Annotated in this window: 14 protein-coding genes; 6 read left to right on the top strand and 8 right to left on the bottom strand. The window is 69.7% G+C overall.

The features are described from left to right. Window positions 1-198 precede the first annotated feature (198 nt). Together ACFYTT_RS00260 and ACFYTT_RS00255 are read right to left on the bottom strand one after the other, a co-directional pair. On the bottom strand, window positions 199-459 hold the full coding sequence (locus ACFYTT_RS00260; RefSeq protein ID WP_387256715.1) for a superoxide dismutase: 261 nt from the start codon (window positions 457-459) through the stop codon (window positions 199-201). 5 nt (window positions 460-464) lie between these two features. Next, a complete protein-coding gene (locus ACFYTT_RS00255; protein ID WP_357217866.1) occupies window positions 465-1079 on the bottom strand; it encodes a superoxide dismutase in 615 nt (204 codons plus the stop codon). 86 nt (window positions 1080-1165) lie between these two features. Here ACFYTT_RS00255 and ACFYTT_RS00250 point away from each other — a divergent pair, with 86 nt between their 5' ends. The 5 genes from ACFYTT_RS00250 to ACFYTT_RS00230 all read left to right on the top strand — a co-directional run bounded on the left by ACFYTT_RS00250 (window position 1166) and on the right by ACFYTT_RS00230 (window position 4420). Next, on the top strand, window positions 1166-1624 hold the full coding sequence (locus ACFYTT_RS00250) for a Fur family transcriptional regulator (protein ID WP_387256713.1): 459 nt from the start codon (window positions 1166-1168) through the stop codon (window positions 1622-1624). Continuing rightward, the gene (locus ACFYTT_RS00245) at window positions 1603-2244 is read left to right on the top strand and encodes a CGNR zinc finger domain-containing protein (RefSeq protein WP_387256711.1); all 642 of its coding nucleotides are present in this window, start codon (window positions 1603-1605) and stop codon (window positions 2242-2244) included. Before ACFYTT_RS00250 ends, ACFYTT_RS00245 begins: the two co-directional genes overlap by 22 nt. Window positions 2245-2334: 90 nt before the next feature. Beyond that, window positions 2335-2883 carry a peptide deformylase gene (def, locus tag ACFYTT_RS00240; RefSeq protein WP_387256709.1) on the top strand — a complete coding sequence of 183 codons (549 nt, stop codon included), beginning with the start codon at window positions 2335-2337 and terminating at the stop codon, window positions 2881-2883. Window positions 2884-2886: 3 nt separating this feature from the next. After that, the gene (gene tsaD / locus ACFYTT_RS00235; RefSeq protein ID WP_387256707.1) at window positions 2887-3927 is read left to right on the top strand and encodes a tRNA (adenosine(37)-N6)-threonylcarbamoyltransferase complex transferase subunit TsaD; all 1041 of its coding nucleotides are present in this window, start codon (window positions 2887-2889) and stop codon (window positions 3925-3927) included. A 307-nt stretch (window positions 3928-4234) separates the two neighbouring features. After that, a complete protein-coding gene (locus ACFYTT_RS00230) occupies window positions 4235-4420 on the top strand; it encodes a hypothetical protein (protein ID WP_387256705.1) in 186 nt (61 codons plus the stop codon). 379 nt (window positions 4421-4799) lie between these two features. Here ACFYTT_RS00230 and ACFYTT_RS00225 read toward each other — a convergent pair whose 3' ends face one another. The 4 genes from ACFYTT_RS00225 to ACFYTT_RS00210 form a co-directional block, all read right to left on the bottom strand. Next, window positions 4800-5972, bottom strand: a complete 1173-nt coding sequence (locus ACFYTT_RS00225; RefSeq protein WP_387256703.1) for a GDSL-type esterase/lipase family protein — start codon at window positions 5970-5972, stop codon at window positions 4800-4802. 221 nt (window positions 5973-6193) lie between these two features. After that, window positions 6194-6655, bottom strand: a complete 462-nt coding sequence (locus ACFYTT_RS00220) for a hypothetical protein (protein WP_387256701.1) — start codon at window positions 6653-6655, stop codon at window positions 6194-6196. A gap of 49 nt (window positions 6656-6704) precedes the next feature. After that, the gene (locus tag ACFYTT_RS00215) at window positions 6705-6836 is read right to left on the bottom strand and encodes a hypothetical protein (RefSeq protein ID WP_303393485.1); all 132 of its coding nucleotides are present in this window, start codon (window positions 6834-6836) and stop codon (window positions 6705-6707) included. Window positions 6837-6905: 69 nt separating this feature from the next. Continuing rightward, entirely contained in the window at window positions 6906-7883 is a 978-nt protein-coding gene (locus ACFYTT_RS00210; protein WP_387256699.1) for a cupin domain-containing protein, read from the bottom strand. Between the two features lie 23 nt (window positions 7884-7906). Between ACFYTT_RS00210 and ACFYTT_RS00205 the strand changes: the two genes are divergently transcribed. Continuing rightward, a complete protein-coding gene (locus tag ACFYTT_RS00205; protein WP_387256697.1) occupies window positions 7907-8923 on the top strand; it encodes an NADP-dependent oxidoreductase in 1017 nt (338 codons plus the stop codon). Window positions 8924-9085: 162 nt separating this feature from the next. Here the strand turns inward: ACFYTT_RS00205 and ACFYTT_RS00200 are convergent, their stop codons facing one another. Together ACFYTT_RS00200 and ACFYTT_RS00195 are read right to left on the bottom strand one after the other, a co-directional pair. Further along, a complete protein-coding gene (locus tag ACFYTT_RS00200) occupies window positions 9086-12388 on the bottom strand; it encodes an FG-GAP-like repeat-containing protein (protein ID WP_387256695.1) in 3303 nt (1100 codons plus the stop codon). Window positions 12389-12499: 111 nt separating this feature from the next. Beyond that, the gene (locus tag ACFYTT_RS00195) at window positions 12500-12982 is read right to left on the bottom strand and encodes a hypothetical protein (RefSeq protein WP_387256693.1); all 483 of its coding nucleotides are present in this window, start codon (window positions 12980-12982) and stop codon (window positions 12500-12502) included. Between the last annotated feature and the right edge of the window lie 3 nt (window positions 12983-12985).

Below are 12985 nucleotides of genomic sequence, written 5' to 3'. Positions count from 1 at the left end.
TTATTGCCACAGTTATGCAACTACATGCTAGTGGCAGCAGAGCGAGCCTGTTTCTGATACCCCACGGCCGACCACCCCGCCCAGGTACTGCCGGCCCGGCGCGCACGATGCGGCGCGGCAGTCGGCAGGGTGGTCGCCTCCGATCGGTTGTCGCCGGCACACCTGGTGCCGGCGACACCGACCGGAGGAACACCGCGGTCAACTGTCGGGTGGCGTGGCGGTGGCGGCGACGAGCAGGGACAGCTCACGGACGAGGTCGTCCAGGGACTGGCCGCTCTGCGCGCGGAGCAGTCCGAGGCTCAGGTCCGCCAGGAGGTAGAAACCGAGGGTCTTGGCCTGTTCGGAGCCGAACGCCGACATGAGTTCCTCGGCGCCGTCGAGGTCACCGCGGTGCTTGGCCGCGATGACCCCGGCGGCGCGTTGCACCAGCTCCGCCGCGGCCGGGGTGAGGCCGGTCACGCCGCTCAGATCTTCGGCGTGGCGGCGCGGGCGGCGTCGAAGCGGGCGATCACGTCCGACCAGTTCACCAGGTTCCACAGCCGGTCCACGTAGTCCGGCCGCACATTCTTGTACTGCAGGTAGTAGGCGTGCTCCCAGGCGTCGAACACCAGCAGCGGCGTCGATCCCTGACCGACGTTGCCGTGGTGGTCGTAGACCTGCTCCACGATCAGCCGCTGCCCGAGCGGCTCCCAGGCCAGCACGCCCCACCCGGAGCCCTGCACGCCCTTGGTGGCGGCGGAGAGTTGTCCGGCGAACGCGTCGAACGAACCGAAGTGCTCCTCGATCGCGGCAGCCAGCTCACCGTCGGGGCGGTCACCGCCGTCCGGGGAGAGGTTGCCCCAGAAGATCGAGTGCAGCACGTGACCGGACAGGTTGAACGCGAACGTCTTCTCCAATCCGACCAGGGTCGAGAAGTCGCCCTTGGCGCGAGCCTCGGCGAGCTGCTCCAGACCGTCGTTGGCGCCCTTGACATACGTGGCGTGGTGCTTGTCGTGGTGTAGCTCCAGGATCTGCCCCGACATCGCCGGCTCCAGAGCGCCGTAGTCGTAGGGCAGATCCGGCAGGGTGTAGACCGCCATGAGAACTCCTCCAGGGTTGCTGCCATGATGATGCTCTTGCCACTATCTTGCAATAGAACCGACGATCGCGCGGCGAGGAGGGGCGGTTGACCACATCGGAGACCGACCGGGTGACCGCCGCCGTGCGGCGACTACGCCGTGCCGGCCTGCGGAACACCGCTGCTCGACGAGGAGTGCTCGACCTACTCGCCCACGCGGTCGGTGGCCGCGGGCACCTCACCGTGACCGAGCTGCACCACGCGCTGCTCGCCCGTGGTGTGGCCGTGGAACTGTCGACGGTGCACCGGGTGCTGCGGCAACTGGTCGAGCTGGGCATCGCCCACACCGTGCCGGTCGGCCGGACGACCACGTTCGGGCTCGCCGACGACGCGCACCACCACGCCGTCTGCGGCACCTGCGGCGACATGCGGCAGTTGCCGGCCGAGACGGTCGAAGCCAGCCTGGCCGCCGCACGCGCCGTCGGGATCGACCCGGATCCGCCCGGACAGCCCAGTGGTGTCGTCGTCTACGGGCGGTGCGCGGGGTGCCGGACAGCGCCCCGATAAGGGCCCAACCCGTCGGCGTACGGGCGGCACCGGCGACGGTGGGTCCACCGCGCCCGTCCCGTGCCCGCGGCGCCGGCACGGGCAACCGCAGCGGGCTGGCCGACAGCTACCGACTGGCCCTTCGGGCGGCGGCACTGGCCAACGCGCGGCTCGACGATCTCACCGACGCGCGGACGCTGCTGGCGCAGCATCCCCCACTTCCCGCCGTCGTGGATGCCGACCTGCAGAGGCTGCAGGAGGTCGGACATCGCCTGCGTCAGGTGTTCCAGAGCGTGACGGCAGGCGGTGAGCAGCAGGCGGCGGACGAAATCAACGCCCTGCTGACCCGGTATCGGGTCCGACCGATGATCTCCGGCACCTCGGCGGTCGACTGGCACATGCACGTCGCCACACCCGGCACACCGCGCTCGGTCGAGTACGTCGCCGCCGCCGTGTGGGGACTCGCCGTCTGGCTGTGTGAACGTGGCATCGACCGGCTCGGCGTCTGCGCGGACCCAGAGTGCCCGACCGCCTTCCTCGACGACAGCAGAAACCGGTGCCGCCGGTTCTGCTCCGACCGGTGCGCCACCCGCCACCACGTCCGCGCCCACCGTGCCAGACGCCGCGCCACCCGACCCTGACCACCGCCCGGAGCACCTCGGCCGGCCGGCGGGACCACCACGAGACAGCCCTTACTGCAAACTCTTGGCAATTGCATATTATAGGTGGCTGTGCAGACTTCGACCGGCACTCCGCGCCCCATCACCCGCTACGGCACGCCCGTACTGCACCGCCGCTGCGCCGAGGTGACCGACTTCGACGACGCCCTCGCCCACCTCGTCGCTGACATGTTCGCCAGCATGTACGCCGCCCACGGCGTCGGTCTGGCCGCCAACCAGATCGGCGTCGACGCGCGGATCTTCGTCGTCGACTGCCCCGACGCCACCGGCGCCCACACCGTCGCCACCGTCGTCAACCCGGTCCTGCACCTGCCCGAGCACCGCGACCTGGTGACCGACACCGAAGGCTGCCTCTCCGTCCCCGGCCAGCACGCCGAACTGGCCCGCTGCGCCACCGCCACCGTCACCGGCTACGACGTCCACGGCCACGAGATCCGGCTGGACGGCACCGGCACCCTCGCCCGCTGCTTCCAACACGAAGTCGACCACCTCGACGGCCTCACCTACGTCGACCGACTCCCCACCAAACTCCGCAAACGCATCCTGGCCGCCAGCGCCGAACACCCCGGCGTCGGTGCGGGCACCGACCAGGACGACTGACCGATGCCGATCGTCCTGGGCATCGAAACCTCCTGCGACGAAACCGGCGTCGGCATCGTCGCCGACGGCGTCCTACTCGGCGACGCCCTCGCCACCAGCATGGACGAACACGCCCGCTTCGGCGGCGTCGTCCCCGAGATCGCCGCCCGCGCCCACCTGCACGCCGTCACCCCCATGGTCCGCCACGCCCTCGACCGCGCCGGCATCGGCTTCGCCGACATCGACGCCGTCGCCGCCACCGCCGGCCCCGGCCTCGCCACCGCCGTCCAGGTCGGCCTCGCCGCCGGCAAGGCCTACGCCCTCAGCCTCGGCGTCCCCCTCTACGGCGTGCACCACCTCGCCGGCCACGCCGCCGTCGACGTCCTCGAACACGGTCCACTCCCTGACCGCTGCGTCGCACTCATCGTCTCCGGTGGGCACACCTCCCTGCTCCTCCTCGGCGACCTCGCCCGGGATCCCGTCGTCCACCTCGGCGACACCGCCGACGACGCCGCCGGAGAAGCCTTCGACAAAGTCGCCCGCCTACTCGGCCTGCCCTACCCCGGCGGACCCGCCATCGACCGCACCGCCCGCGACGGCAACCCCACCGCGATCGCCTTCCCCCGACCGATGACCGGCCCGACCGACCCGCCCTACCGGTTCTCCTTCTCCGGCCTCAAGACCGCCGTCGCCCGCTGGGTCGAGAGACACGGCGACCGGGCGCTGCCCGTGGCCGACGTCGCGGCGTCGTTCCAGGAAGCCGTCGCGGACACCGTCACCCGCAAGGCCCTGGCCGCCTGCCGCGACCACCAGGCCGACACCCTGCTGCTCGTCGGCGGGGTCGCCGCCAACAGCCGAGTACGCGCCCTCGCCGAGCAACGCTGCGCCGCCGCCGGAATACGGCTACGCGTGCCCGCACCACGACTCTGCACCGACAACGGCGCCATGATCGCCGCCGTCGGCGACCTCCTCGTCCGCGCCGACGTCACACCCGACCGACTCGACCTCGGCGCCGACCCCTCCGCCGTCCTGCACGGCGCGCTCCTACAGGGCCTTCGCCCCTGAATAAGGCAGCGGCGCCCATCCCGGGGGCCTGTGCCGCTCGGCCAGTCTCGACAAGTTCGATACGCCCAGACCCGTGGGCAGGACCCATGTGGCAGCCATCCGCCCCGGTCGGCGAGCCGAGCATCACGCGTGCGGAGGGACAACGCACCCGTCATTTAACGACGATCGTCCGCCTTCGTTTCAGGAAGCCGCTCTCAAGGCGCGGCGCACACCCCCTAACCATCCTAGGAGGATCCCGGTCACTGCCACTTCCCCGCTACAGCCACTCGATCGAAGCCGTGGTACGGCAAGAGGCCCGAGGACACGCATGCCTAACGACCTCGATGACGCCGTCACCGAGGCCGCCAAGGACGCCGGCGTCACCAAGACCGCCTGGATCCGCCAGGCCATCGAGATCGTGCTGACCATGCAGTCCGACGACGATCAGCCCATCTCCCGCGCCAACGCCCTACGAGCCCTGACTCTGCTCCGCTCGGTACGCCGCGCCGCTTGATCAGCGTGAACGTGAGCCCCGCCAATTGCTCGCATTTGGGCTGTCAGCATGCAGTCGCAGCGACACGATCGGCATGCAACTTCCGTCGAAGAGCCCCTGGCCAAGAGAGCGATTGATCAATTCGGGATTCTAGAGTGTGGGCCGTCGGCGAGTTAGGCGGATTCAGAAGTCTTGCCCGCATATGTTCTATTCCTCTAGAAACGGACGCACTCTTCTCGGCATGTCCGGATACGGGGCGCCTCCAGGTCCTTTTCCGAGCGCTCGGTGGTGCATCATGTACTCCACTCCTGGTGCGGCGTTGATCAGAGTCGCCGCTTACCCGGACGGCCTGGTCCTGCCGGCCTGGCCCGACCTGACCTCGCTGTCTCACGGCAAGGAGTCACGTCCCGCAAAAGAGGCCGTCGGCGGTGAATGCCTGCTTCGCGAAGCGTTCGGCGATGCGCCGGTGGGTGGCGGTGTCCGGGTGAAGCTCGTCGGGCAGCGGCATCTCGGCGAAGTCGGTCTTGTCGTAGAGGTCAAGGCCGTCGAGGTAATGCAGATGCGGATCGCGGGTCGCACGCTGGGCGGTGATCCGCGCCAGTTCGTCGCGGATGACGCCGAGGGTGAGCTTCCCGCTTGCCCGTTCCGCCGGGTCGCCGGTGGCCCGGAACCGCACCTGGCCGGCGCTGAGGGCGGCGAGGTCGAAGGCACCGGGGCCGGGGGTGTCCTCGTGGATCGGACAGTAGATCGGGGAGACGACCAGCAACGGCGTGCTCGGGTGGCCCTCGCGGATGATGTCGAGGAACCCATGTACGGCCGAGGCGAACGCCCGAAGCCGCATCACATCGGTGTTGACCAGGTTGATGCCGATCTTCACGCTGATGAGATCGGCCGGGGTGTCGCGCATGGATCGGGCGGTGAACGGGTCGAGCAACGCGCTCCCGCCGAAGCCGAGATTAACCAAGTCGACATCGCCGAAGGACGCGGCGAGAGCGGGCCAGGTGGCGGTGGGACTGGTCGCGTTGGAGCCCTGACTGATGGAACTGCCGTGGTGCAGCCACACCCGGCGTCCCTGCTGCGGTGTCGGTGTCACCGGTGCGTCGGTGCGCAGGGCGACGAGCTCGGTCGTCTCGTTGTGCGGTAGCCAGATCTCGATGTCCTTCATCCGGTCGGGCAGGCCGGTGAAGCGGAGGGTGCCGGGTGGACCGGACCGACGCTCCGTCGTCCCGGTGGTCATGTCGATGGTCACCGTGTCGCCACCGGTGACGCTGGCCTGGCCGGCCAGCTGGCCCTCGACGAGCAGGTCGTAGACGCCGTCGGGGCGGGACGGCAGGCCGGGATAGATGTATCGGGTGGGCAGCGTGTCCAGCTCGACTACGGTGGCCTGGGTGCGAACGGCCAACCGCACGCCGGCGGGTTGGGCCTCCACCATGGCGAGCTGTCCGTCGGTGTTCTGGGCGCGGGCCCAGGCTGGCAGCCGATGCGGCAACAGCCCACGTGCGGTGTGCTCCACGTCGAGTGCGCCGCGCAGGATGTCCGTGCTGATCGGGGTAGTGATCCAGGAGGAGGTCATACTCTCAATCCATGGTCGGGATGGGTGGTCGCGCAGGGCGAGGACCATCCGAGTACCGGGTACTGCCAGTCGTGCTCGCGGCCGTACCGTGCCGCCTCATAGCGGGGGTTAAGCTCGGGCACAGCGATTTCCTTCCAGCCCGGCACCAGGGTAAGCCAACTCAGATGTCACCTATCGGTGCAGCAGACCCCGGAGCCGCTGGCCTGGGGCGTTCTGGCCCCTCAGCAGCCGGTGAAGTGGTTCACCCAGGCCGGCAGCTGCTCAGACGGGAGGAACACCTGGAGGTCCCCGACCGTCTGAGTCGCCGTGCCCCGCACCTCGTACGCACTTTCGTCGTTGATCGGAGTCCGGTCGGACAGCAGGGCGTGAAGCAGCTCCACGGTGATCGCGTCCACCCGGCCATGGAGTCGAGCTGTATGCGTCAGAGCGAGCAGGCTCTGTCGACGGGTCTCCGGATTCGGCGACCGTAGCCCTCGGGCGACCCTGGGCAGGACCGCATCGGTGTCGGGGTTGTTGTGCACCAGAGCGATCAGCGCAACCCCGACGTGCCCTTCGCCTCGGTCGAAGGCCGCGTCGACATCGCCGGGCTCCCGACAGCTGTTGAGGTTGCGACCCTGCTCCCAGTCAAGATTGACGGACTCGACGTCATCGCCGTCCGAGGCGTCCGCAGTCGCATAGATCACCCGTCGAGTATCGGGCCGATCACCACGTCAGTGTCAACCAGCACCCAGGTCAGGGGTTGAGGTCGGCCCACTGCGCCTGCGTCAGCAGACCACCACGCTCCAGCCGGTGAGCAATCTCCGTCTTCGTGGCCGCGTCCAGCGTCTCGGGCAGGCCCTCGAACGAGGCGGGCAGGACATCCACTCCGACGTATCCACCGCATTGACCGTGCGGGGAACGTCTGAGTTCACCGCGTCAGTCTCGGGTCCCTGCTCAGCTCGGGCGGCACATCGTTCGGTAACGCCCGGGCGGGGCACCATGTGACCGGGTGAAGGCACGGCTGAACGCTGGCGCGGAGTTGTAGCCGACGGCTGCCGCGATGGACTCGACGGGCTGGTCGGTGGTCCTCAGACGGCTGGCGGCGACGTCCAGCCGCCATTGGGTGAGGTAGGCGGCGGGTGCCAGGCCGAGAGCCGCGGAAAAGCGGCGGGTGAGGGTCGACCGTGAGGCGGCGACTGCGGCAGCGAGGGTCTCGGTGGTCCATTGGCGGGCAGGGTCGGCATGGAGGTGCTGCAATGCGCGGTGGACCACCGGGTCGCCCATCATGCCGAGCCAGGTGCCTCGGCGTTCGCCGGCACGTGTGGGCAACCAGGCGCGCAGCACCTGGATCAGGGCGATGTCGATAAGCGAGGCGAGCACCGTCGTGGTGGCAATCTGCGGATGGGCGAGTTCGCGGCCGAGCATCCGGACGGTGTCGTCGAGGTCGCCGGCACCGGTGCTGCCCTGGACGTGCATCAGCTCGGGCAGGGCGAGAAGGAGTTGTGTTTTTAAGGTGCGGTCGCAGTCGGATTCGTAGGTGATGGTGATGATCCTGGTGTCCGGGGCACTGGTGCCGAGCCGGACCGCCTCGCCCGTCCGCCGGACCCGGGCCAGCTCGATCGGATCACAGGCTGTCACCGGTGAAGCGGGGGCGTCTCCCAGCACATAGGAGACTCCCGCCGCGAGTAGGACGACATCACCGGCGTCCAGCCGCAGCGGCGAATGCCCCGCTCTCGTCAGCCATGCCTCGCCCGCGGTGATGGCGTGCAGACCCGCAGCCGAGCTGTCCTCGCCGGCGACGGCCCACCGCCCGCCGGCCTCGACGCACGCGCCGAGCGTGCCTCGAACCCTGGCCACTCTCAGCACGTCACTCACCACATCCATGATGCGCAAGGTTAACGATCTGACGCAGAAGAGCATCGACTGGGTCATTCTGCGTTCCGTACGGTTACAACATGATCAACAAGGCAGTGCGGGCCCCGGACGCCACCGAGCCCCGGCACGATCGTCGTCACCGGATGCGGGCTCTGCAGTTCGACCGCTTCGGATCCCCCGACGTCCTCGTGCTCCGCGACGTCACCACACCCGCACCGGGCACCGGCCAGATCCGGATCGCGGTGCGGGCGTGCGGCCTGAATCCCGCCGACTGGGCGATCGTCGCCGGCCTCTTCGCCGACCAACTGCCGCCACCGCCGCGCGGCCTCGGACTTGAGGTCTCCGGCGTCGTCGACGCGGTCGGCCAGGGCGTCACCGACATCGAGGTCGGCGACCGGGTGTTCGGACCGGCGCCCTACGACGGCCCGACGGCCGGCGCCGCCGAGTACGCGCTGATGACCACATGGGCACGGCTTCCCGGCGGTGTCGCCGACGAGCAGGCCGCCGCGCTGCCGATGGCCGCCGACACGGCGTGGCACGCCCTCGACGACCTCGGCGTCCAGCCGGGTGAGCTGCTGCTGGTGCACGGCGCGGGCTCCGCCGTCGGCGAGGCGGCGGTGCGCCTCGCTCTGCACCGCGGCGTCCGGGTGATCGCCACCGCCGGACCGACCAAGGCCACCACCTTGAGGCAGGCCGGCGCTACCGTGACCGGCTATGGCGAAGGCATGAGCGAGCGGGTCGCCACCCTGGCCGCCGGCCGCATCGACCGGGCTCTGGACACCACCCCGATCGCTGGCCGGGCCGACCGCCCCGGCCAGACCAGCCCGTCCGGTAGTTCGCTGCCGGCCCTGATCGACCTGACCGGCAACCCCGACCGGGTCCTGACCATCTCGGACTTCGCCGTCGCGGCTGAACTCGGTACCCGGATCACGTATATCGACATGCGCTTCGACCTGCTGAACGAGATAGCCCGGCTGGCCGGCAGTGGTGTCCTGACCGTCACGATCGTCCGCACCTTCACCCTCGATGCCATCCAGGAGGCCGCCGAACTCAGCTGCTCCGGGCGGCCCGGCGGCAAACTCATCCTGCTCCCGTAATCGGAGGGCGACCCGCCGACGGCGGGCACGTCGTCTTGGCTGCCGTCGGTACCCATGACGACCCTCGCCCCCGCCGAGCGTCTCGGCGTGGAGTTAGCGCAGTCGTGGCGCGACCGCCACCCGCCGGACGGGGGCGGGTGACGGTCGCGCTCGTTGAGAGAGTCAGCAGGGCAGCCGGTTGGCCACCTCCAGCAGACACGGATCGAAGGTGATGTCGACGTCTGGGGCGGTCGGTGCGCCGGGCATCGGCGTCTGCGACGCCGGCTCGTTCACCACGTACCCGTGGAAGGTCCACGCCTTGATCCGGCCGTCCGGGCTCTCCACCAGGTAGTCGGCCCGACGGTCGCCGTTCAGGTCGGCGAACCTGACCTGCGAGCCGCTCGCCCCGACCCCGGAGGCGACCAGTCCGTCGAAACGCCAGGTGAAGCGGTTGTTGCCGTACGCGTTGAGCCAGGCCCAGGCGCGTCCGGCGGCGTCGACCAGCAGGTAGTCGGCCCGGAAGTCTCCGTTGAGGTCCGTCAGGTGGATCTCGTCGCGCACCAGGTGCGGGCCCGGCGCGATCGACCCGGCGTAGTCCCAGCCCCACCCGGATGCGGTACGCCTGTTGAGCCAGGCCCTCACTCCGCCGTCGTCGCCGAGGACGAGGTAGTCGTCCTTGCGATCACCGTCCATGTCGGCGAACCGCACCTGTTCCTTGGGTGCCTGGACACCCGGGGCGATGACACCGACGTAGTTCCAACCGAAGCCGCCGTCGGGCGTGTACCTGTTGAGCCATGCCCGGGTCGCGCCGTTGTCGTCGAGGACGAGGTAGTCGTCCTTGCCGTCGCCGTCCACGTCGGCGAACCGGACCCGGTCCCGGCCCGGAGTGGTGCCGGTGGTGATCGCTCCGGCGTAGTCCCAGCCGTAACCGCCGCCCTGGCCTACCCGGTTGACCCAGGCGGCGACGCTGCCGTCCGCGCGGATCGCCACCCAGTCCGCTCGGCCGTCGCCGGTCAGGTCGACCATGCCGCTGCGGGTCGTGGGGTCCGGGTTGCGGCCGATGACGCCCTGCCAGTCCCACACGTCCGGGCGGCCGTACCTGTCGTTGAGCGCGGCGGCGGCCCGGCCGGCGGAGTCGACCAACAGGTAGTCGTCCTTGCCGTCGCCGTTGATGTCGGCGAACCTGACCTGGTCGCGGTTCGCGCCGGCGGCGGTCAGGGTACGTCCGTGGTTCTGCCACACGATGCTCGGGGGTCGGGTTCCCGGTGCCTGGACGGTCAGGGCGGGAAGCGTGTTCAACCAGACGTTGACGTGCCCCTCGTCGTGCACGACCAGGTAGTCGTCGCGGGCGTCGCCGTTGACGTCGGCGAACCGGACCCGGTCCCGGGTCGCGTTCACGCCGCTGGCCACCTGCCCCATCGAAGACCACCCGTACGCGCCGGCGGTCGAGTACGCGTTGGCGTACGCGGTGACCCGGCCCTGATCGTCGACGACCAGGTAGTCGTCCTTGCCGTCGCCGGTCATGTCGGCGAACCGCACCTGGTCGCGGGTGGCGCCGACGCCGGTGGCGATCACCCCGGCGTACGACCAGCCGAACCCGCCCGCCGGGGTGAACTGGTTGATCCACGCCGACACCCGGCCGGTGCCGTCCACCACGAGGTAGTCGTCGAGTGCGTCCCCGTCGACGTCGGCGAACCTGACGTTCTCCGGAACCGTCCCCACCCCGGTCGCGACCGTCCCGCGATACTTCCAGCCGTACCCGCCACCGAGGGTGTGCGCGTTGGTCCACGCCTTGACCCTGGCCTGATCGTCGAGCACCAGGTAGTCGTCCAGGCCGTCCCCGTCGACGTCCGCGAACTGCACCCGGTTGCGGGGTGCGCCGACGCCCGGGGCGACGATGCCCTCCCAGCGCCACCCGGTACCGGACGCGGTGCTGCCGTCTGAGATCGAGTCGGGCGCCTTGCCGACCTCACCAGCGCACGCGTCGGCTCTCCCACCGACCGGGTCGACGATGGTGCCGGCGGCGCGGGCGGCCCGGACGGCGCCGAGGAACGCGTCGGCCATCTTGCGGTAGCCGTCGGCGTTCGGGTGGACCGAGTCGGTCAGGTCGTCCCGGGTCACGGCGCTCATGTCGACCACTCGGACCCGCTTGCCGGCGGCTGCGTGCTTGGCGACGATGCCGGGGATAGCCCGGTTGTACGCCTGCACCTGGTTGTTGGTGCCCGCGTTGTACGCCGGCACGAGCTGCGCCACCAGCAGCGTGGTCTCCGGGGCCAGCGTGACGATCTTGCCGATCAGGGCGTCCAGCCGAGCCGGAGCGCCGGCCACCTCGAAGTTGCGCGACATGTCGTTGGTGCCGATGTGCAGCAGCACCACGTTCGGCCGGTAGCGCGGGATCGCACACTCCACCAGCCGGTCGATCTGGTCGATCCGCCAGCCCGGATGGCCCTCGTGGTTCTTGTCCGGCAGGGTCCCCGAACTCTGCGAGCCGACGAGGTCGAGCACCGCGTCGTCCTTCAGCCCGTCGAAGAGGCGTGCGCGATATCCCGTGCCGTCCGGGTTGTCGACACCGACGCCGTAGGTGATCGAGTCACCGAGCGGCATCACCCGCAATGCGGCCAGCCCCCGCGGGATCGCCGGGACCGTCGGGGCGGACCTGATGAACTTGTCATACAGCGCTTTGTAGACGGAGCCGAGGTACGTCCTGCACAACGGGCAGACCCGGCCGACACCACTCGCCATCCGGTCGATCACGGCCACGACCTGTCGGAAGAACTCCCCCTTATCGTCCACCACCTGGCCGACAAGTTTCCACTCCCACAGGCCGGCAACCCCGGCGGCGACGAGCACGGCAATGACATCAGCGCCCCAGGCCTGCAGGTCGTTGATCAGGCCGGTCCTCGCGTTCTCCGCAGTACGACTGATGAAGTTGGACAGTGCCTCGCCGAAGGCGGCACAGGTGGCCACCACGACCGGGTCAGAAGCGAGGTGCCCCCGGTTGACGCGGTAGTCGAGGCAGGCTGCCTCCAGGAAGACCCGCAGGACATTACCGACGATCGACATTCCGGCCGACGCCCACTCTCCTCCGTTCGCGTCCGGTGGCGTGGTGTCCTTGATCTCGATCGTGGTCGTGTCCGTGCCCTGATGGAGCTCGATCTCGACCTTCTTCGGCAGCGTGCCGTCCGGGTTCGCGTTGTACTTCTTCCTCAGGCCGCACAAGATGAGCTCATCGGCGGTCTTGTCGGCGATGCTGCCGACATCGCATGTCAGGTCCCGCTTGACCAGCTCGTCCGAGTCGAGCGGCATGTCGTCGGCATCGAGGTCGTAGTACCGGGCGGGGTAGGCGCTCGCGAGCGCCCGCTCGACAAAGTGTTCCTGCTCGGCCGGGTAGCGGACGTCGAATCGCCAGGTGAAGTCAGCGGCGGCACGTGCCGGAACCACGACGGCGACCGGGGCCAGCACCACGGCGAGAAGCGCACTCAACACGCTGCGGACAAATAGGGGGATTTTTGTTTTCATCGGACTTCCTGTCTGCGGAAAGGGGCGCGACTGGGCCGCGGACGCCGGTGGCGCCCGTCACGCGATTCGGGTGTGGGGCTAGTCGACCGGGGCGGCGGTGGCCGGACTGGCCAGGGCGACGATCGCGACCGCGGTGCTGTCCTGCACCAGCAGGACGCGGGTGGTGTGCTGTTCGGTGCCGGCGTCGGCCTCGGTGGCCCAGACCCTCAGCGCGGCCTGCGACGCGTCGGGCAGCGAGATCTGCTTGTCCCTGGTGTTCACGACGACGGTGCCCTTCGGGCCGTCCAGCGCCGCGCACATCGCGGTGTTGTTCGCCTCGACGTACCACGCGTCGGTGCCGCACGGCAGGCCGAGACCGCCGAACCAACCGTCGGTCTGGCCGCGCTCGGCCGGTTCGCTCAGCTCGTCACTGATCAGATAGACGTCGGCAGTCGAGGCGCCTTGCGGCAGCTGGGCGGGTCCGGCCGGCCAGCCGATCCAGGCCACGAACGCGGCGACGAGCACGGCGACCGAGACCGGCGCCCAGATCACGAGGGGGTTGACGCGGGTTCTGGTGGTCATGAC

It is taken from the genome of Micromonospora sp. NPDC003816 (assembly GCF_042874705.1).
Taxonomy (GTDB): Bacteria; Actinomycetota; Actinomycetes; order Mycobacteriales; family Micromonosporaceae; genus Micromonospora.
Note: the sequence above shows the minus strand (reverse complement) of the source record. Positions and strands in the feature narration are given on the sequence as shown.